The organism is Rhizobium sp. IY2 (assembly GCF_047532935.1).
In the GTDB taxonomy this organism is placed as follows: domain Bacteria; phylum Pseudomonadota; class Alphaproteobacteria; order Rhizobiales; family Rhizobiaceae; genus Rhizobium; species Rhizobium anhuiense.
This window is the reverse complement of sequence record NZ_JBLKNU010000004.1, coordinates 299,563-317,487: the sequence shown is the minus strand read 5'-3', so window position 1 is coordinate 317,487 and position 17,925 is coordinate 299,563. Positions and strand designations below refer to the sequence as shown.

19 protein-coding genes and 1 pseudogene are annotated in these 17,925 nt (G+C 60.7%); 6 read left to right on the top strand and 14 right to left on the bottom strand.

Going from position 1 to position 17,925, the window contains the following annotated elements:
* Positions 1 to 196 precede the first annotated feature (196 nt).
* Positions 197 to 2,017 carry a translational GTPase TypA gene (gene typA / locus ACMUVN_RS17280; protein WP_018243938.1) on the bottom strand — a complete coding sequence of 607 codons (1,821 nt, stop codon included), beginning with the start codon at positions 2,015 to 2,017 and terminating at the stop codon, positions 197 to 199.
* Between the two features lie 157 nt (positions 2,018 to 2,174).
* Positions 2,175 to 4,262, bottom strand: a complete 2,088-nt coding sequence (locus tag ACMUVN_RS17275) for a M3 family metallopeptidase (protein ID WP_047615622.1) — start codon at positions 4,260 to 4,262, stop codon at positions 2,175 to 2,177.
* Positions 4,263 to 4,491: 229 nt separating this feature from the next.
* Between ACMUVN_RS17275 and ACMUVN_RS17270 the strand changes: the two genes are divergently transcribed.
* On the top strand, positions 4,492 to 4,923 hold the full coding sequence (locus ACMUVN_RS17270; RefSeq protein ID WP_028757796.1) for a hypothetical protein: 432 nt from the start codon (positions 4,492 to 4,494) through the stop codon (positions 4,921 to 4,923).
* Between the two features lie 126 nt (positions 4,924 to 5,049).
* Here the strand turns inward: ACMUVN_RS17270 and ACMUVN_RS17265 are convergent, their stop codons facing one another.
* The 3 genes from ACMUVN_RS17265 to ACMUVN_RS17255 form a co-directional block, all read right to left on the bottom strand.
* The gene (locus tag ACMUVN_RS17265; protein ID WP_028756608.1) at positions 5,050 to 5,691 is read right to left on the bottom strand and encodes a LysE family translocator; all 642 of its coding nucleotides are present in this window, start codon (positions 5,689 to 5,691) and stop codon (positions 5,050 to 5,052) included.
* Between the two features lie 236 nt (positions 5,692 to 5,927).
* Positions 5,928 to 6,431, bottom strand: coding sequence for an SRPBCC family protein (locus ACMUVN_RS17260; RefSeq protein WP_028756607.1), 504 nt, complete (start codon positions 6,429 to 6,431; stop codon positions 5,928 to 5,930).
* Positions 6,415 to 6,771, bottom strand: coding sequence for an ArsR/SmtB family transcription factor (locus ACMUVN_RS17255; protein WP_063473810.1), 357 nt, complete (start codon positions 6,769 to 6,771; stop codon positions 6,415 to 6,417). Before ACMUVN_RS17255 ends, ACMUVN_RS17260 begins: the two co-directional genes overlap by 17 nt.
* Positions 6,772 to 7,086: 315 nt before the next feature.
* On the opposite strand from ACMUVN_RS17255, the pseudogene ACMUVN_RS17250 reads away from it, so the two are divergent.
* Positions 7,087 to 7,164, top strand: a pseudogene (locus ACMUVN_RS17250) (IS3 family transposase); the annotation flags it as partial.
* Between the two features lie 67 nt (positions 7,165 to 7,231).
* On the opposite strand, the gene ACMUVN_RS17245 reads toward ACMUVN_RS17250, so the two are convergent.
* Positions 7,232 to 8,455, bottom strand: coding sequence for an argininosuccinate synthase (locus tag ACMUVN_RS17245; RefSeq protein WP_127431305.1), 1,224 nt, complete (start codon positions 8,453 to 8,455; stop codon positions 7,232 to 7,234).
* A gap of 177 nt (positions 8,456 to 8,632) precedes the next feature.
* Here ACMUVN_RS17245 and ACMUVN_RS17240 point away from each other — a divergent pair, with 177 nt between their 5' ends.
* Both ACMUVN_RS17240 and ACMUVN_RS17235 read left to right on the top strand, forming a co-directional pair.
* Positions 8,633 to 9,484, top strand: coding sequence for an SDR family NAD(P)-dependent oxidoreductase (locus tag ACMUVN_RS17240; RefSeq protein ID WP_414815324.1), 852 nt, complete (start codon positions 8,633 to 8,635; stop codon positions 9,482 to 9,484).
* 85 nt (positions 9,485 to 9,569) lie between these two features.
* The gene (locus ACMUVN_RS17235) at positions 9,570 to 10,211 is read left to right on the top strand and encodes a LysE family translocator (protein ID WP_028756603.1); all 642 of its coding nucleotides are present in this window, start codon (positions 9,570 to 9,572) and stop codon (positions 10,209 to 10,211) included.
* A gap of 58 nt (positions 10,212 to 10,269) precedes the next feature.
* Here the strand turns inward: ACMUVN_RS17235 and ACMUVN_RS17230 are convergent, their stop codons facing one another.
* From ACMUVN_RS17230 to ACMUVN_RS17210, 5 genes are all read right to left on the bottom strand, one after another.
* Positions 10,270 to 11,064 carry an ABC transporter ATP-binding protein gene (locus ACMUVN_RS17230; protein ID WP_028756602.1) on the bottom strand — a complete coding sequence of 265 codons (795 nt, stop codon included), beginning with the start codon at positions 11,062 to 11,064 and terminating at the stop codon, positions 10,270 to 10,272.
* Entirely contained in the window at positions 11,061 to 11,939 is an 879-nt protein-coding gene (locus tag ACMUVN_RS17225; RefSeq protein WP_028756601.1) for an ABC transporter permease, read from the bottom strand. Before ACMUVN_RS17225 ends, ACMUVN_RS17230 begins: the two co-directional genes overlap by 4 nt.
* A 122-nt stretch (positions 11,940 to 12,061) precedes the next feature.
* Complete coding sequence (locus ACMUVN_RS17220; RefSeq protein ID WP_414815323.1) at positions 12,062 to 13,015, bottom strand: ABC transporter substrate-binding protein; 954 nt, start codon at positions 13,013 to 13,015, stop codon at positions 12,062 to 12,064.
* 93 nt (positions 13,016 to 13,108) lie between these two features.
* The gene (gene rlmN, locus ACMUVN_RS17215) at positions 13,109 to 14,335 is read right to left on the bottom strand and encodes a 23S rRNA (adenine(2503)-C(2))-methyltransferase RlmN (RefSeq protein WP_028756599.1); all 1,227 of its coding nucleotides are present in this window, start codon (positions 14,333 to 14,335) and stop codon (positions 13,109 to 13,111) included.
* A 348-nt stretch (positions 14,336 to 14,683) separates the two neighbouring features.
* Positions 14,684 to 15,193 (bottom strand): invasion associated locus B family protein, encoded by a 510-nt coding sequence (locus ACMUVN_RS17210; RefSeq protein WP_414815322.1) that lies wholly within the window; start codon positions 15,191 to 15,193, stop codon positions 14,684 to 14,686.
* 336 nt (positions 15,194 to 15,529) lie between these two features.
* Here ACMUVN_RS17210 and ACMUVN_RS17205 point away from each other — a divergent pair, with 336 nt between their 5' ends.
* On the top strand, positions 15,530 to 16,090 hold the full coding sequence (locus tag ACMUVN_RS17205; protein WP_028756597.1) for a sigma-70 family RNA polymerase sigma factor: 561 nt from the start codon (positions 15,530 to 15,532) through the stop codon (positions 16,088 to 16,090).
* Between the two features lie 21 nt (positions 16,091 to 16,111).
* Here the strand turns inward: ACMUVN_RS17205 and ACMUVN_RS17200 are convergent, their stop codons facing one another.
* Both ACMUVN_RS17200 and ACMUVN_RS17195 read right to left on the bottom strand, forming a co-directional pair.
* Complete coding sequence (locus ACMUVN_RS17200) at positions 16,112 to 16,504, bottom strand: YkvA family protein (RefSeq protein WP_018072065.1); 393 nt, start codon at positions 16,502 to 16,504, stop codon at positions 16,112 to 16,114.
* Between the two features lie 66 nt (positions 16,505 to 16,570).
* Positions 16,571 to 16,876, bottom strand: coding sequence for a 4a-hydroxytetrahydrobiopterin dehydratase (locus ACMUVN_RS17195; RefSeq protein WP_028756595.1), 306 nt, complete (start codon positions 16,874 to 16,876; stop codon positions 16,571 to 16,573).
* 35 nt (positions 16,877 to 16,911) lie between these two features.
* Between ACMUVN_RS17195 and ACMUVN_RS17190 the strand changes: the two genes are divergently transcribed.
* Positions 16,912 to 17,412, top strand: a complete 501-nt coding sequence (locus tag ACMUVN_RS17190; RefSeq protein WP_080759901.1) for a low molecular weight protein-tyrosine-phosphatase — start codon at positions 16,912 to 16,914, stop codon at positions 17,410 to 17,412.
* Here the strand turns inward: ACMUVN_RS17190 and thpR are convergent.
* On the bottom strand, positions 17,319 to 17,912 hold the full coding sequence (gene thpR / locus ACMUVN_RS17185) for an RNA 2',3'-cyclic phosphodiesterase (protein ID WP_028756593.1): 594 nt from the start codon (positions 17,910 to 17,912) through the stop codon (positions 17,319 to 17,321). The two genes, ACMUVN_RS17190 and thpR, sit on opposite strands and share 94 nt — an antisense overlap.
* Between the last annotated feature and the right edge of the window lie 13 nt (positions 17,913 to 17,925).

The window sequence follows — 17,925 nt, the reverse complement described above, 5'->3', positions numbered from 1 at the left end:
TCTGGTCCCGCCAGAGGCAATTAACCATATGCGATACCGCATTCCGGTCCATTGCCCACAGACTTAACATGTGGACGATGGTCAAAAGTTAACGCTTTTTTAACGATTGTCACAAGATGGAATCGACGCGGCGCACAACAAAAACCCCGGCGCGAGGGCCGGGGTTTTAAGGACTTCTCTAAACTGCGCCAGGCTCTCAGAGGGCCGCCTTCGACTTTTCGAAACGCTTGCGATCGTTTGCGTCGAGATACATCTTGCGCAGACGAATATTCTTCGGCGTCACTTCCATCAGCTCGTCGTCCTGGATCCAGGAGAGTGCGCGATCAAGCGTCATGCGGATCGGCGGCGTCAGCTTCACCGCTTCGTCCTTGCCGGCGGCGCGGATGTTGGTGAGCTGCTTGCCCTTCAGGACGTTGACTTCAAGGTCGTTGTCGCGCGAATGGATGCCGATGATCATGCCGGCATAGACCTTTTCGCCCGGCTCGATGATCATCGGGCCGCGATCTTCCAGGTTGAACATCGCATAGGCGACGGCTTCGCCGGGAGCGTTGGCGAGCAGCACGCCGTTGACGCGGCCACCGATCACACCCTTGTAGGGCTGGTAGTCGTGGAACAGGCGGTTCATGATCGCCGTGCCGCGCGTATCCGTCAGCAGCTCCGACTGGTAGCCGATCAGGCCGCGGGTCGGTGCGTAGAAACGCAGGCGGAGACGGTTGCCGCCCGACGGACGCAACTCGACCATTTCGGCCTTGCGCTCGGACATCTTCTGCACGACGACGCCGGAATGTTCTTCGTCGACGTCGATGACGACCTCTTCGACCGGCTCCAGAAGCTGGCCGCTTTCATCCTTGTGCATCACGACACGCGGACGCGACACGGCAAGCTCGAAGCCTTCGCGACGCATGGTTTCGATGAGGACGGCGAGCTGAAGTTCGCCGCGGCCGGACACGTAGAACGAATCCTTGCCTTCGGCTTCTTCGATCTTCAGGGCGACGTTGCCCTCCGCTTCCTTGAAGAGGCGGTCGCGGATGACGCGGCTCGTCACCTTGTCGCCTTCGGTGCCCGCCAGCGGGCTATCGTTGACGATGAAGGACATGGTGACGGTCGGCGGATCGATCGGCTGCGCCGGCAGCGGTGCTGTGATCGAAGGATCGCAGAAGGTGTCGGCGACCGTGCCCTTGGAAAGGCCGGCGATCGCAATGATATCACCTTGATGCGCTTCTTCGATCGGCTGGCGTTCGATGCCGCGGAAGGCGAGGATCTTGGAAATGCGGCCGGTTTCAATCGTCTTGCCGTCGGCGTGGAGAACCTTCACCGCCTGGTTCGGCTTGATGGAACCGGAATTGATGCGGCCGGTGATGATGCGACCGAGGAAGGGGTTGGCTTCGAGGATCGTGCCGATCATCGTAAACGGACCTTCGTGGACGGTCGGCTCCGGAACATGCTTGAGCACCAGGTCGAGAAGCGGGGTAAGACCCTGATCCTTCGGACCTTCTGGATTGACGTTCATCCAGCCGTCGCGGCCCGAACCGTAGAGGATCGGAAAGTCGAGCTGCTCGTCGGTCGCGTCGAGGTTTGCAAAGAGGTCGAAGACTTCGTTGATGACTTCTTCGTGGCGGCCGTCCGGACGGTCGATCTTGTTGATCGCGACGATCGGGCGAAGGCCGACCTTCAGCGCCTTGCCGACGACGAATTTCGTTTGCGGCATCGGGCCTTCCGAGGCATCGACGAGAACGATCGCGCCATCCACCATCGAGAGAATGCGCTCGACTTCACCGCCGAAGTCGGCGTGGCCGGGGGTGTCGACGATGTTGATGCGGACACCCTTCCATTCCACCGAGGTCGCCTTGGCGAGAATGGTGATGCCGCGTTCCTTTTCGAGATCGTTCGAGTCCATCACGCGTTCAGCGACACGCTGATTTTCGCGGAACGAGCCGGACTGCTTGAGAAGCTCATCCACCAGGGTCGTTTTGCCATGGTCAACGTGCGCGATGATCGCGATATTGCGAAGTGCCATATGTGAAATCTCTGAGGCTGGGGCGCACGCTCTAGAGGACGCGCCTATTAGTTTGGGGCGTCCATACAGTTTTTTTTGCGTTTGCGAAAGGGGGGAACGCGCAAAAGCTGCGGCAAGGCTTTCGCCCCGCCGCATCACAGCGTGTCATCAAATTGTCTTAGGCGTCGCTGCCTGTCAATTCCTCGAAGGTCGAAAGTCCTTTTTTCAGAAGCATCGCATCCGGGCTCGGCAGCTTGCCGCGGAAGGCCTTATAGGCATCCTCTGGATCGACCGAGCCGCCGACGGAATAGATATTCTCCTTGAGCTTGCGCGCCATCTCGCCGTTGAAGGCGTCGCCCGTCTCCTCGAAGGCGGCGAAGGCGTCGGCGTCGAGCACCTCCGACCACATGTAGGAGTAATAGCCGGCCGAATACCCGCCGGAGAAGATGTGCTGGAAGTGCGGCGTTGCGTGGCGCATGACGATAGACTTCGGCATGCCGATCTCGGCCAGCACCTCCGCCTGCACCGCCATCGGGTCCTCGACGGTCGTTCTCGTGTGAAACGCCATATCGACCAACGCCGACGAGGTGAATTCCACGGTATTGAAACCGGCATTGAAGGTTCGCGCGGCCAGCACCTTGTCGAGCAGGGCCTGCGGCATCGGCTCGCCGGTCTCGAAATGCACGGCATAGCGCTTCAGGATAGCGGGCACCGTCAGCCAGTGCTCATAAAGCTGCGACGGCAGCTCGACGAAATCGCGCGAAACACTGGTGCCGGAAACGGAAGGGTAGGTAACATTCGACAGCATGCCGTGCAGCGCGTGGCCGAATTCGTGGAACAGTGTGCGCGCGTCGTCGAGCGACAGCAGCGCCGGCTTGCCTTCCGCCGGCTTGGCGAAGTTGCAGACATTATAGATGATCGGCAATTCGCCGTGGCGGCCGTTCTTCAGCTCAAGCCGGTGCTGCGATTGCAATGAGCTCATCCAGGCGCCGGAACGTTTCGAGCTGCGGGCGAAATAATCGCCGAGGAACAGGGCGACCAGCCGGTCCTCGCGGTCCCTGATTTCGAACACCCTGACGTCAGGATGATAGGCGGCCACACCCTTCTTCTCGACGGCGCGGATGCCGAACAGCCGCCCGGCCACATCGAAGCAGGCCTCGATGATCTTCTCGAGCTGCAGATAGGGCTTGAGTTCGGCCTCGGAGAAATCGAACTTTTGCGTCCGGATCTTTTCGGCATAGTGGCGCCAGTCCCAGGGCATCACCTCATGGTTCCGGCCCTCGTCTGATATCAGCGCCGCGATATCGGCCTCCTCCTCGCCGGCGCGTTTCACCGCCCGCGCCCAGACGGCTTTGAGCAGGCCGTTCACCGCCTCCGCCGTCTTCGCCATCGTGTTGTCGAGCTTCAGCTCGGCGAAATTGCCGTAGCCGAGCAGCGTCGCCACCTGATGGCGCAGCGCCAGCGTTTCCTTGATGACGGCGCGGTTGTCCGTCTCCCCGTCATTTTCGCCGCGCGCCACCCACGCCTTGAAAGCCTGCTCGCGCAGATCGCGGCGCTCCGAAAAGGTGAGGAACGGCTCGATGATCGAGCGTGACAGCGTCACCGCATATTTGCCCTCTTCGCCGCGTTCGCGCGCGGCCGCCGCCATCGCGTCGCGAAGGAATTCCGGCAGCCCGGCGAGCTCGGCGCCGTCGGAAAGCAGCAGTGCCCAGGCCTTCTCGTCGGCCAGCACGTTCTGGCCGAATTGCGTCCCGAGGCCGGCAAGCTTTTCGTTGATCGCGGCGAGCTTCTCCTGCTCGGCCTTGTCAAGCTTGGCGCCCGACTTGACGAAGCCTTTCCAATGGCGTTCCAGCACGCGCGTCTGTTCGAGCGTCAGGCCAAGGCTCTCGCGTCTCTCCCAGAGCGTATCGATGCGGGCAAAAAGCGCAGCATTCATCCCGATCTTGGAATAGTGGCGCGACATTTTCGGCGAGATCTCCCGCTCCAGCGCCTGGATCACATCATTGGTATGGGCGCCCGCCTTGTTCCAGAACAACGCCGAAACGCGCGACAGTGCGTCGCCGGCAATCTCCAGCGCCACGACTGTATTGTCGAATGTCGGCGCATCGCCGTTTCCGGCGATCTCGTCGATCTCCCTTTCATGCGCAGCAAGGGCGGCTTCGAAGGCGGCGGCAAAGTCGCCGTCATCAACGGCATCGAAGCGCGGCAGGCCGTGAAGACCGTCCCAGCTTACCAGCGCCGGATTGAAATCATGTGGAGAAGGCATTGGAAAATTCCTTTTTGGCATGCAGGTGGATCGTCAACATAGGAGAGCAACCATGGAATTGGTATGTTGGCGGGGAAGACCTTTTGCCTCGTCCACCAAATCTGGCGAACGCCTGCCAAATCCGGTGGACAAAAGTTGACGCGTGACAATTAACCAATCGTTAACGATTGACGCGAATCACGCGCAAGCGCTAGTTTTCAGGTGTTCTTCTTGTAAGGGGACATGCGCCATGGAAATTTTTTCTGTGCGGTCTTCTCAGAGTTTGCTATTTAAAAACAATCCTAATAACGCAAAAAGTTCGAAGACCTCTGATATTCAAATCGAGACCAAAGCTCCGGCCCCGGCCTCGTTCCAGATCGAAGACAATGTTGACGAAGGGCCTGATTTTACCGCGGTCAGCCCTGGAGAGTTGCGCAACTACGCGCGCCAGAGTTTCGACAGCGGCCTGATCGATCAGAACACCTATGCCGCGATCTCCGAGCCGCTGCCGATGCATGCGATCGATCCGCTCGGCAACGTCATCGATCTCTCCAGCGTCACCGACGGCACCAGCTTCAATTTCCTCGATTATTACAAGAACCAGCTCCAGGTCGCCATGTCGATCGGTGATCCCAACGAGGTTCAGACGCTGAAATCGATCGTCAATTTCCTGGACGGCTGATCAGAGCATGATGCCTGTTCTAGAGCAATTCCAGGAAAAGTCCGAAGCGGTTTTCCGTCCGGAATTGCGTAAAAACAAAAGGATAGAGCGGTTCTGCGTTTCCGTTAAAAGCTGAACCGCTCTAGGTCAGGCCTTGCGCCAGCCGAGCAGGCCGGGTGTGGCATGCCAGAGCGCCTGGGCTGCAAATCCCATGAAGAGTACGCCGGAGCAGCGCACGATCAGCCGCTCATGGGCGCGGTAGAAGCGGCGGACCGCGCCTGCGCCGATGACGCCGATCAGGATGATATCGGCAGTCACGAAACCGACGAACGATACGCCGAGAAGCACCGGCAACGCCTCGAAATCGAGCGCGCCGGCCGAGCCTGCGACCAGCGCCGTGAAGGTCGCGAGCGCCACCGGATAACCCTTCGGATTGGTGACGCCGAAGATCAGACCGCGGCGAAACGGCCGCTCGACCACAACAAGCGCCTGCCCCTCCGCTTTCGGCTTGGCATTGATGGCGCTCCAGCCGATCCAGGCGAGGTAGAAACCGCAGGCAAGTCCGAGCAGGTCGAAGACGAAGGTTCCGATCGTCTTGGCCCCGACGATCGCGATCAGCGCCAGCGACGACCAGATGAGATCCCCGACCAGATGCCCCATCATGAAGAAGGCGCCGGCCTTCCGGCCCTGCCCGGCGCCGATGCCGAGCAGTTGCAGGAAAGCCGGTCCCGGAATGAGCACGTAGAAGAGCGCCGCCAGAAAGGCGCCGAAGAGCAAGGACTGCGTCATGGAAATGCTCCGGAGGATGATAACGGCAGACTAAGCGATCACAGCCATCCGTCAAGGGTGGTGCACCGCCGTGAAAAATGGATCAGGTAGCAAAGGCGACCAGAGGCGGCTTTCGACACGAAGCGGACATCTCATCGTTGAAGGATGCGGCTGCTTTGCGCCCTGCTCCCGCCGGAAAGGCCGGTGGAGTCACTTCCCAAGAGCAGAGTCCCGCGAGGCGAGTTTCCCGACCCGCGCTACTCGCCCAAGCTGGAAAGCAATTCGTCGAGCTGCTCCAACTGCTCCGGCAATGCGACCGCCGAGCCCTGTAGTGCCTCCTCTAGCGCCTCCTTGGACGGGTAGACTTCGTGGAAAATCAGCAGCGTCTTCCCGCCCTGGTCCTCGAAGGTCACGGTCGTGACCGCGCCCTCTTCGCCTTCGTCGTTGGTCCAGACGATGCGCTCGTTCGGCACCACCTCAAGATACTTGCCGTAGAAGGCCATGGTGTCCGCACCGCCGGCGCCGAATTCCAGCCGATATTTGCCGCCGGTACGGACGTCCATATCGCACGATACGAGCGAAACGCCGGATGCCGATTTTGGCACCCACCAGCGCTGGAACAGCTCGGGCTGGCTCCACGCCCTGTAAACCGTGCTTGGCGGCGCATTGAATGTCCGCGTTACGACGAGTTCGCGATCCCCTCTGCGCTCGACTGACGTGCGGTTCTGTGCACCACCTTCACCGTCAACTTGCTGATTCATCGCTTCCATCCTGTTTCATTTCGCTGATGATTTCGTCCAATGCTTCGAAGCGGGCCTCGAAGAGCTTGCGATGCGCCTCGATCCAATCGGCCTCCGCCTTGAGACCGCGTTTCCCAAGCTTGCAGGTTCTCACCCGTCCGACCTTCTGCGTGACGACGAGCCCCGCCCGCTCGAGGACCTGGATGTGCTTTTTCATGCCGGTCAGCGTCATCTGGAACTTATCCGCGAGACTGGTGATCGACTCGTCCGCTCGGCCAAGCTGATGGATGATCCCGCGGCGGGTCGCATCGGACAGCGCCGCAAACGAGCGATCGAGGCAATGACTTGGATACTGAACCATGTAGTTCAGTATATAACCTGCTCGCGCAGGAAGCGCAAGCCTCCCGAACTCTTCCCTGCCGTCGACCGGTCATTCGAGGTCATGCACCGCGGCGGCGGCAGCAATAATCGTCTGCTGCGGCTCGATACCGTTGAAGAAGGCTCTCATCCCGCGCGTCGTCGGATGAAAAACGGCCGGAGGCCTGCGCCTCCTCAGCGACGGGCAGGGGCGCTGGCCGGATCAGCTTAGCGAGTTTACGCAGGCTCTTCCGCTGACGCCGTGAGGGCACGTAGGTGTCGGTTTTTGCGATGTCGCGGGCCACGTCCCGGCGGCTTCGAGCGCATCAAGTTGAAACTCAAAGGGCTGAGCCCTGTCCAGTACAGAACTCAGCCCTTAAATCTAACCAGCCCTTAATCCGTCCAACTTATTGGGATCAGTTCAATGACGGCTGACTCGTATCCGGCTCGAAAATGAACCTTGATCACTTCATGAGATTGCGCTTGCCGAGCGTGCGCAGGCGCAGCGCATTGAGCTTGATGAAACCGGCCGCATCCTTCTGGTCGTAGGCACCCTGATCGTCCTCGAACGTGACAAGCTTGTCGGAATAGAGCGACTTCGGGCTCTCGCGGCCGATGACCATGACATTGCCCTTGTAGAGCTTCAGCGTCACTTCGCCTTCGACATGCTCCTGGCTCTTGTCGATCAGCGCCTGCAGCATTTCGCGCTCCGGCGAGAACCAGAAGCCGTAATAGATCAGCTCGGCGTAGCGCGGCATGATCTCGTCCTTGAGATGGGCAGCACCCCGGTCGAGCGTGATCGATTCGATGGCGCGATGCGCCGAGAGCAGGATCGTGCCACCTGGCGTTTCGTAGACGCCGCGCGACTTCATGCCGACGAAGCGGTTCTCGACGAGGTCGAGACGGCCGATGCCGTTGTCGCGGCCGTAATTGTTGAGCGTCGCGAGCAGCGTTGCCGGCGACATCTCGACACCGTTGATCGAGACCGCATCGCCCTTGCGGAATCCGACCTTGATGGTGGTCGCCTTGTCGGGCGCAGCCTCAGGCGAGATCGTGCGCATATGCACATATTCCGGCGCCTCCTGGGCGGGGTCCTCGAGAACCTTGCCCTCGGAAGAGGAATGCAGAAGGTTGGCGTCGACGGAGAACGGCGCTTCGCCCTTCTTGTCCTTGGCAACCGGGATCTGATGCTGTTCGGCAAAGGCCAGCAGGTCGGTGCGGCTCTTGAAGGCCCAGTCGCGCCACGGCGCGATGATCTTGATGTCGGGGTTCAGGGCATAGGCGGACAGTTCGAAACGAACCTGGTCGTTGCCCTTGCCGGTGGCGCCGTGGGCGATCGCATCCGCGCCCGTCTTGCGGGCGATGTCGATCAGATGCTTGGAAATCAAAGGACGGGCGATCGAGGTGCCGAGCAGATAGACGCCCTCATAGACGGCATTGGCGCGGAACATCGGGAAGACGAAATCGCGCACGAATTCCTCGCGCACGTCCTCGATGTAGATCTCCTTGATGCCGAGCATCTCGGCCTTCTTGCGCGCCGGCTCCAGCTCTTCGCCCTGGCCGAGATCGGCGGTGAAGGTGACGACTTCGGCGCCGAGTTCCGTCTGCAGCCACTTCAGGATGATCGAGGTGTCGAGGCCGCCGGAATAGGCGAGCACGACTTTCTTCACGTCTTTGTATGATGCCATGATGATGAGGTCCGTTGCATAATAGGCCGGCGAAAACCCGGTATCGCGGCACTTTTAGCGAGATTGGCGCGTGACGCAAGGCCAAGTGCGACAGCGACCGTGCCGATACCGTTTGACAGCGCGAAAGCGGAGCCCATATTCGCCAGCGTCCGCAAATGCTCGAGGAGAGGCTGCCCCGTGACGAATATTCAAGACATTTTCAAGAAGTCCAATGTTGCCGTCATCACCGGCGGCGCTTCCGGCATCGGCCTTGCCGCGGCGAAATATTTCGCCGCACGCGGCATGAGCGTCGCCATCGCCGATCTCGGCGGCGACCGGCTGGCCGCCGCCGCCGACGAACTCAAGGCCATTGCCGGCGAGGAAAATGTGATGGCGGTCGAGACCGACGTCGCCGTCAAGGAATCCCTGGAAGCGCTCGAACGCGCCGTGCTCCAGCGTTTCGGCCGTGTGCATGTGCTGATGAACAATGCCGGCATCGGCCCGGAAACCTCGATCTTCAGCCCGCAGGCGAACTGGGACCATATCTTCGCCGTCAACCTGATGGGCGTGATCAACGGTACTCGCACCTTTGGCCCGAAGATGCTGTCGCATGGCGAGCCCGGCCTCATCATCAACACCGGCTCCAAGCAGGGCATCACCACGCCGCCCGGCAACCCCGCCTACAACATCTCCAAGGCGGGTGTGAAGGTCTTCACCGAAGCATTGCAGCATGAGCTTCGCAATACCGAAGGCGGAAAGATCTCCGCCCATCTTCTGATCCCCGGCTTCGTCTTCACCGGCCTCACCAAGGGCGACCGCGCGGAAAAACCGGCCGCCGCCTGGACACCGGAGCAGACGGTCGATTTCATGGTCGAAAGCCTCGAACGCGGTGATTTCTATATTCTCTGCCCCGACAATGACGTGGCGCGTCCGCTCGACGAACGCCGGATGGCCTGGGCCGCCGGCGACATCATCGAGAACCGTCCGCCGCTGTCGCGCTGGCACAAGGACTACGCCGACAAATTCAAAGCCTTCCTCGAACAGAAGTGATCGGCGCCATCATCAGGTTTGATTGGTAATTTTCCGAAAGCCGGGTAAGAGATCGTCAGGTCTTTCCCGGCTTTCAGAGAGTGCCATGGATTTCCTGCCCAGCCTACCGACCCTTCTCGCCTTTGCCGCCGCGACGCTGCTGCTCGCGGCGACCCCGGGCCCCGACATGACGCTGTCGATCAGCCGTGCGCTCGCCCAGGGCAAGAAGGCAGCCCTCTTCGTCGTCGTCGGGACCAGCCTCGGCATCGTCGTCCACACCATGCTCGTGGCTTTCGGCATTTCGGCGCTGATCACCGCCTCGCCGACCGCTTTCCTGATCCTGAAGACCGGCGGCGCCGCCTATCTGTTCTGGCTGGCGGTGCAGGCGATCCGCTTCGGCTCCAAGCTTACGGTCGCCAAGGTCGAGGAGCAGAAGGGTACGGCACTTTCCAACATCTCGTCGGGCTTCTGGGTCAATCTCCTGAACCCCAAGGTCATCATCTTCTTCATGACCTTCCTGCCGCAATTCGTCAGCGCCGGCGATCCGGCCGTCACGCACAAGCTGCTTTTCCTCGGGCTTTGCTTCATCCTGATCGGCATGCCGGTCAATGCCAGCGTGGTCTTTGCCGCCGACTGGCTGGCCTCATGGCTGCAGAGCAACAAGAAAGTGCTGCGTGGCATGGACTATACCTTCGCGGGCGTCTTCTCGATCTTCGCCGCCAAGATCCTGCTCACCCAGGCGAAATAATCAGCGGTCGGGTACCGAACCGCCGCTGTCGCCTCAGCCGATCTGCACGCTGTCAGTGTTAGCCGATCAGCAGCGCATCGTCATCCAACGTCTGGCCGCGCATCTTGCGGAACATGGCGATCAGGTCCTCGACCTGCAGGTTCTTCCTGTTGTCGCCCGCGACATCGAGAACGATCTCGCCGCCATGCAGCATGATCGTGCGGTGGCCGTAATCCAGCGCCTGGCGCATGGAATGCGTCACCATCATCGTCGTCAGCTTGCGTTCGGCGACGATCTTCTGCGTGAGGTTCATCACGAACTCAGCCATGCCGGGGTCGAGTGCCGCCGTATGTTCGTCGAGCAGCAGCACTTCCGATCCCGCAAGCGTCGCCATGACGAGCGAAACGGCCTGCCGTTGGCCACCGGAGAGAAGATCCATGCGGTCCTTCAGCCGGTTCTCCAGCCCAAGATTGAGCTCGGCGATCCGTTCCTTGAAATAGTCGCGCCTGTTTCCGCCGAGCGCCGATGCCAGCCCGCGCTTCTCGCCGCGCCGGGCAGCCAGAGCAAGGTTCTCCTCGATCGACAATGCGCCGCAGCTTCCCGTCAGCGGATCCTGGAAGACACGCGCCACCAGGCCGGCGCGCGCCGCCGTCGACTTGCGCGTCACGTCGCTCTTGCCGATCAGCACCTGCCCTTCGCTCGGAATGACGTCGCCGGCGAGCACGCCGAGCAGCGTCGATTTGCCGGCGCCGTTCGAACCGATGACGGTGACGAAGGAGCCTTGCTCGATGGTCAGGCTGACGCCGTTCAGCGCCTGTTTCTGCAGCGGCGTGCCGCGTCCGAAAACGACTTTGATGTCCTTGACGCTGATCACGATGCGGCACCTCCGCGAAGACGGGGAAGGATGAGCGCCACGGTCACCAGCACGGCGGTCACGAAATTGAGATCGGACGCCTGCAGACCGATGACGTCGCTGGAAAGCGCCAACTGAATCGCGATGCGATAGAGGATCGAACCGAGCACGCAGCCGACGAGCGCGATCAGCAACCCGCGCCGCCCAAGCAGCGTCTCGCCGATGATGACGGCGGCAAGCCCGACGACGATCGTGCCGACGCCCGAGGTGACGTCGGCAAAGCCGTTCGTCTGGGCAAACAGCGCGCCGCCGAGCGCCACCAGCGCATTGGAGATCGCCATGCCGAGATAGATCTGTCGGCTGGTATCGACGCCCTGGGCGCGGGCCATCCGCGCATTGGCGCCGGTCGCCCGCATGGCAAGCCCGGCATCGCTTTCCAGGAAACGCCAGACCAGGATAAGAGCGACGACGACCAGAACCCCTACAAAGAGCGGCCGCACGTAGAAATCGCGAAGGCCATGGCCGAAGAACGGGCTGATCATCGTATCGGCATTGATGAGCGCGACATTGGGTTTGCCCATCACCCTCAGATTGACGGAAAACAGCGCGATCATCGTCAGGATCGAGGCCAGCAGGTTGAGGATCTTGAAGCGCACATTGAGCAGCGCCGTCACCATGCCCGCCGCGGCCCCGGCCGCCATGGCGATCAGTGCCGCAAGCCAGGCATTGACGCCGGCAATGATCAGCACGGCCGTGACCGCCGCGCCAAGCGGAAAGGAGCCATCGACCGTCAGGTCGGGAAAGTCGAGAACGCGAAAGGCGAGATAGACGCCGAGAGCGACGAAAGAATAGACCAGGCCGAGCTCGACGGCCCCCCAGAATGCGATTTGGCTCAAGGCTTTCAGCCCCTTTTGATTTCTGTTTCGCCCGTCGCGAAACCGCAGCTTTTTAATACGAAGAGCCGCCCCCGTGCAAACAGGAGCGGCTGTATCCAACTAAACGTTGAAGGGACGGCCGATTATTCAATGACCTTGTTGGCGCGGGAAAGCACGCTCTCAGGCAGGGTGACGCCCATCTTCTGAGCCGCGGCCTTGTTGACGACGAGATCACTGCCGGCAGCCGTCTTGACGGCGATATCGCCAGGGTTTTCGCCCTTCAGCACGTGCACGACGATCTCGCCGGTCTGCTTGCCGACATCGTAATAGTTGAAGCCGAGGGCAGCGATCGAGCCGCGCGAAACCGAATCCGTATCGGCGGTGAAGAGCGGCAGCTTGCTCTCTTCGGCCACCGCGACGGCGCCTTCGAGCGCGGAGATGATGGTGTTGTCGGTCGGAATATAGATCGCATCGGCGCGGCCGACGAGGGCGCGCGCCGCACCCTGAACCTCGGCCGACTTGGTGGCGGCTGATTCCACCACCTTCAGGCCGGCCTTTTCGGCCTCGGCCTGCAGGACGGCGAGCAGCGAAACGGAATTCGCCTCGCCGGAATTGTAGAGATAGCCGATGGTTTTCACATCAGGCAGGATTTCCTTGATCAGCGCCAGATGCTCGGCGACCGGCGACATGTCGGAAAGACCGGTGACATTGCCGCCGGGCTTGTCCATGTTCTTGACGAGTTGGGCGCCAAGCGGATCGGAGACAGCCGTGAAGACGACGGGAATGTCACGCGTCGAAGAGACGACCGCCTGGGCCGAGGGCGTCGAAATCGGAACGATGACATTGGGCTCGTCGCCGGCAAACTGGCGGGCGATCTGGGCTGCCGTCGCCGGATTGCCCTGCGCCGATTCGAACACGAATTTCAGGTTCTCGCCCTCTTTATAGCCCGCGGCCGTCAGCGCATCGAGAACGCCCTTGCGCGCTGCATCCAGCGCCGGATGTTCGACGATCGCCGTCACGGCGACGGTCACGTCATCAGCCTTTGCGGGCAGGGAAAGCGCCAAACTGGCGGCGAGAGCGAGCAGAACCGAACGCATGGGTATCCTCCTGAATGATTTTGGCGGCACTATTAGGAAAAGCGCATGCTTAAATCAATGCAGGAGAATTGTAGCGAGGATCAAACTTGCTGATCAGTCGTCGGCGCCGTGATTGGCGATCATCATCGCTTCGAAGGCCAGGCGTTCGGTCTTGCGCATGCGTTCGGATTCCGATTTCAGCTGGCCGCAGGCGGCAAGAATGTCGCGGCCGCGCGGCGTGCGGATCGGCGAAGCATAACCTGCCGAGTTGATGAAATCGGCGAATTTCTCGATCTGCTCCCAGTCCGAACACTGGTAGTTGGTGCCGGGCCAGGGATTGAACGGGATGAGGTTGATCTTTGCCGGCACGCCCTTCAAGAGCTTGATCAGCCCCTTGGCGTCTTCCAGGCTATCGTTGACGTCCTTCAGCATCACATATTCGAAGGTGATGCGCCGTGCGTTCGAAAGACCGGGATAGGCCCGGCAGGCTTCGATCAGTTCCTTCAGCGGGTACTTCTTGTTGATCGGCACCAGAATGTCGCGCAGGTCGTCGCGCACCGCATGCAGCGAGATTGCCAGCATGACGCCGATTTCTTCGCCGGTGCGGAAGATCTCCGGCACGACGCCGGAGGTGGACAACGTCACCCGGCGCCTGGACAGCGACAGGCCGTCGCCATCCGTGGCGATCAGCAATGCCTGCTTGACGGCATCGAAGTTATAGAGCGGCTCGCCCATGCCCATCATGACGATGTTGCTGACCTTGCGGCCCTCGGCAGGCATGATCGTACCCTGCGGCGCTTCACGATCCGGGAAGTCTCCAAGCCGGTCGCGGGCAAGCAGCAGCTGGGAAAGAATTTCCTCCGCCGTCAGGTTGCGCACCAGACGCTGCGTGCCGGTATGACAGAAGGAACAGGTGAGCGTGCAGCCGACCTGGCTGGAGATACAGAGCGTGCCGCGGCCCTCTTCCGGAATGTAGACGGCCTCGATCTCGACGGGACGTCCGGCGCCGCGGGCGGGAAAGCGCAGCAGCCATTTGCGCGTGCCGTCGTTGGAGACCTGCTCCTCGACGATCTCGGGACGTGCGATGGTGAAATGCTGCTTCAGCATCTCGCGCATGTCCTTGGCGACATTGGTCATATGGTCGAAATCGGAGACGCCGCGCACATAGATCCAGTTCCAGAGCTGCGAGACGCGCATCTTGATCTGCTTCTCGGCCACCCCTTTTTCCCGCAGTGCCGCCGCCATCTCTTCGCGCGATATGCCGATCAACGACGGCTTCTCGAGGCTGGCGGACGTGCGCGCCTGCGGCTTGGTCACATCTATCGCATCCATGACGGACATAGGCATTCATCCCGAATTCGAACACGTAACCGCCCCGCAAGCCCTGCGAACTTCAGGGCAAAGCCGGAAGACTGGCGGGTGCATGACGGCACATTGGCAGAAATTGAATGGCGGAACGGCGACTGAAATCGCGATCTGTCCGCTGTTGCGCGGCCTTTAGCATCATTTTGCCCGCGCGTCACTATCAAGCATGTCGCGCAAAACTGTGCAGCGGTTTTGCGACGACGACATGCTGAAATCAAAGACCTAAAGCGCGGCAGGCAGATCTGAAAGATCGCCGCGCTTTGGATGGAAACGACGAAGGCCGGCGCAAGGCCGGCCCTGGAAGCTCTGCGAACAAAAAAACGCTTATTTGCAGGTTTCGATCTGCTTCAGCGCAGCCGAGATACCCGAGAGCGAATAGCTGTAGGAGGTGCCGGTGCCCTTGCGCGAAACGGCATTCACCGTCATCGAATGACCCGTTTTCATCGCCGCGACGAGGGCTGGCTCCTGGGCAGCATTCTCGACCCAGCCGGCCTTGTCCTTGGTGAACATCACGAAGGTCTTGTTGTCGATGACCACGTTGATCTTTGAATTTTCCTTCACCGTATAGCCCATCATGGCCTGCGGCTCATAGGAGATGTTCTGGCCGGGGCGCTGCGAGACGATGAAGAAATTGTCACCGTGATCGACGCTTGCCGGCTGCTTTGCCGTCGGAACGGACAACACGTAGCACACGGTGCTCCTGCCCGACTTGTAGGAATAGGCGCCCCATGCCTGGAACTGCTGGATGCGGTTCGGCGCGGCCTGCTGCGCTTCCGCAACTCCGGCCATGGTCAGGGTGAGTGCGAGAGCGGATACGATACTTTTTACAAACATGGATTCCTGCCGGTTCTTGCGATTCAAGGCCCGAAGCGATCATAGCGGGCGCCGCATAATCACGATCTGCTTTATTTTGACTTAATTCAGGTTACCAAATGGTCAACAATAGCTGCGATTTGTATCTGCCTGTGTCATTTCAGCTCGAGTGTCAATTTTCGCACCTTTGACGGTATAGGCCGCGACATCGTGCCCCGATGGCACTGGCCGTCCGTTCGGGTGAATTTAAGACACAAAGATTCAGGCAAGAGTTTGACCTTTCCCAAATCCGTTGTACCTCATTAAGACTTGGAAATCCGGGACGAAATTATTGCCGCAGGGGGCTTGTGAGGAGACATGGATGCCGAGGAAAGACAGCGTTTCGCTGCCCTCGCCAAGGCCGTCGCGGACGATCGCGACCAGCAGGCCTTTTCCATCCTGTTCGACTATTTCGCACCCCGCCTGAAGGCCTGGCTGATGCGCCAGAAGATGACACCAGGCGAGGCCGAGGAACTGGTCCAGGAGATCATGATCGTGCTCTGGCACAAGGCGGATCTCTATGATGCCACGCGATCTTCGCTCTCAACCTGGCTTTTCCGCATTGCCCGCAACCGCCGCATCGACATGCAACGCCGCGCCAATACCCGCATCTTCGACGAGACCGACCCGGCCCTGCAGCCGCCCGCCGATATCGGCGCGGAGGAAATTATCGCCAATGACGATCGCGACGCCAGGATACGCGCCGCCGTCGGGCAGTTGCCGGAGGAACAGCGCGACATGCTGCGCGCCGCCTTCTTCCTCGGCCAATCGCATTCGGAGATCGCCGAATCAACCGGGCTGCCGCTCGGTACGGTGAAGTCGCGCATCCGGCTTGCCTTTGGCAAGCTCCGCAAGGTGCTGGAACGCGAAATCGCCTGACTCTTTAATTTAGAACGGGATTCAGATCGTCTTCATCGCTTCTTCCGGCCGGTCGGCAAGAACGCGGTCGGCCGCTTCGTAATGGCCCGGCCTTATATGGCCACGCACCATAGCGAAGGCGGCCGAAAGCACGGCGATGTCGTCGGAAAAGCCGATGACGGCGAAAACATCCGGGATCATGTCGATCGGCATGACAAAATAGGCGAGCGCCGCGAGCAGCACGCCGCGCACCTTCGTCGGCGTCTGCGGATCGAGCGCGCAATAGAAACCGGCAACCACATCGCGCGAGAACGGGATCTGCCGCACGGCCCGCCGGAAGGTCGGCCAGAATTTCTGCCTTACGGTCTTCTCGCGCCGGCTCTGGGTGTCCTCGTCGCCCGGCAACAGGATTTCCCCGAATTTAACCTCGTCCATCCCTGCATCCCTTTCGTCCAAGCGAACATATGGTGATGGCGGACCGGCTTTCAATCGGCCCCGCTGTCAAACGATACGGCGCGCCGCAGCCTTCTCCATGGCTTTGGCGAGCTTGAAATCCAGCTCCGTCAGTCCGCCGGCATCATGTGTGTTCAGCGTCACCTCCACCCTAGAATAGACGTTGAACCATTCGGGATGATGATTGAGCTTCTCGGCCGCAAGTGCTGCCTCCGTCATGAACCCGAAAGCCTCGATGAAATTTGCGAACTTGTACGTCTTCGAGATCGAAGAACCCGCATCATTGAGCGCCCAGCCTGCAAGTCCGGCCAGTTGCGCCTCGGCCGCCGTCCGTTCCAGTCTTTCCATTTTCATGCCATGGTCCTCTTCTCTGTCCGACAGGTTTACCGATGAAACGCATCAGCATCCTCTTCGTTTGCATGGGCAATATATGCCGTTCTCCGCTCGCGGAAGGAATTTTTGGCCATCTCGTCGCCGAAGCGGGTTTGACCGGCGATTTTACCATCGATTCCGCCGGCACCGGCGGCTGGCATGAAGGCGAGCCACCCGACCGGCGTTCGATCGCCGCTGCGAAAAACCACGGCATCGACATATCGGGGCAACGCGCCCGCCGCATCCAATCGAGGGATTTCAGGGATTTCGATCTGATCCTCGCCATGGACCGCGACAATGTGGCGGCGCTCGAAAAAAGCGCGCCGCATGGGGCGAATATCCGCCTTTTCGGGGATGCCGCGCTCGGAACCGGAGAGGATATCCCCGATCCCTATTATGGCGGCCCGGGCGGCTTCGAGCTGGTCTACACCAGGCTCTTGGCCGGCTGCAGCAGCCTGCTCGATACGCTGGGCGTCGAACGGGCCTCATGCAGCGGGAACACTTCCTCGGTGAGGTAGGGCCCGCCGCCGACCGATTCGCGCGACGAAAGCAGCACGAAGCGCGGCGCGGTGAAAGTTGCGGTGTGGAAGTTGCCGCGTCCCGCCAGATATTGCACGACATCGTCGAGCCGCGAGGATTTGAGCCGCGCCAGCGTCACATGCGGCATGAACTTGCGGGGATCGGGCGGCAGGCCGATTCGCTGGCAGATGCGCTCGATCTCGCCCTGCAGGGCGTACATCTCAGGCGATTGCGAAACGCCGGCCCAGACCGAATGCGGTTTCTTCGAGCCGAAGGAACCGATTCCTTCGAGCCGGAACTGGAATTCCGGCCGATCGATCCGGTCGAGGCGTTCAACGATTTCATCGGCCGTGCGGCCGTCGACATCACCGATGAAACGCAGGGTGATGTGGTAATTCTCCACATCGATCCATCGTGCTCCGGGGAGGCCACCGCGCAGCAATGAAAGGCTCATCGCCGCATTGCGCGGAATTTCGAGGGCGGTAAACAGTCTCGGCATCACGAGCACTCCC

Excerpts from the sequence above, each read along its gene's own strand:
- ACMUVN_RS17245 (WP_127431305.1), bottom strand. The coding sequence starts at position 8,455 with ATGGCATCATACAAAGACGTGAAGAAAGTCGTGCTCGCCTATTCCGGC.
- typA (WP_018243938.1), bottom strand. The coding sequence starts at position 2,017 with ATGGCACTTCGCAATATCGCGATCATCGCGCACGTTGACCATGGCAAA.
- thpR (WP_028756593.1), bottom strand. The coding sequence starts at position 17,912 with ATGCCGAGACTGTTTACCGCCCTCGAAATTCCGCGCAATGCGGCGATG.
- ACMUVN_RS17200 (WP_018072065.1), bottom strand. The coding sequence starts at position 16,504 with ATGGACGAGGTTAAATTCGGGGAAATCCTGTTGCCGGGCGACGAGGAC.
- ACMUVN_RS17205 (WP_028756597.1), top strand. The coding sequence starts at position 15,530 with ATGGATGCCGAGGAAAGACAGCGTTTCGCTGCCCTCGCCAAGGCCGTC.
- ACMUVN_RS17265 (WP_028756608.1), bottom strand. The coding sequence starts at position 5,691 with ATGACGCAGTCCTTGCTCTTCGGCGCCTTTCTGGCGGCGCTCTTCTAC.
- ACMUVN_RS17255 (WP_063473810.1), bottom strand. The coding sequence starts at position 6,771 with ATGGTTCAGTATCCAAGTCATTGCCTCGATCGCTCGTTTGCGGCGCTG.
- ACMUVN_RS17235 (WP_028756603.1), top strand. The coding sequence starts at position 9,570 with ATGGATTTCCTGCCCAGCCTACCGACCCTTCTCGCCTTTGCCGCCGCG.
- ACMUVN_RS17210 (WP_414815322.1), bottom strand. The coding sequence starts at position 15,193 with ATGTTTGTAAAAAGTATCGTATCCGCTCTCGCACTCACCCTGACCATG.
- ACMUVN_RS17190 (WP_080759901.1), top strand. The coding sequence starts at position 16,912 with ATGAAACGCATCAGCATCCTCTTCGTTTGCATGGGCAATATATGCCGT.
- ACMUVN_RS17260 (WP_028756607.1), bottom strand. The coding sequence starts at position 6,431 with ATGAATCAGCAAGTTGACGGTGAAGGTGGTGCACAGAACCGCACGTCA.
- ACMUVN_RS17195 (WP_028756595.1), bottom strand. The coding sequence starts at position 16,876 with ATGAAAATGGAAAGACTGGAACGGACGGCGGCCGAGGCGCAACTGGCC.
- rlmN (WP_028756599.1), bottom strand. The coding sequence starts at position 14,335 with ATGTCCGTCATGGATGCGATAGATGTGACCAAGCCGCAGGCGCGCACG.
- ACMUVN_RS17220 (WP_414815323.1), bottom strand. The coding sequence starts at position 13,015 with ATGCGTTCGGTTCTGCTCGCTCTCGCCGCCAGTTTGGCGCTTTCCCTG.
- ACMUVN_RS17275 (WP_047615622.1), bottom strand. The coding sequence starts at position 4,262 with ATGCCTTCTCCACATGATTTCAATCCGGCGCTGGTAAGCTGGGACGGT.
- ACMUVN_RS17270 (WP_028757796.1), top strand. The coding sequence starts at position 4,492 with ATGGAAATTTTTTCTGTGCGGTCTTCTCAGAGTTTGCTATTTAAAAAC.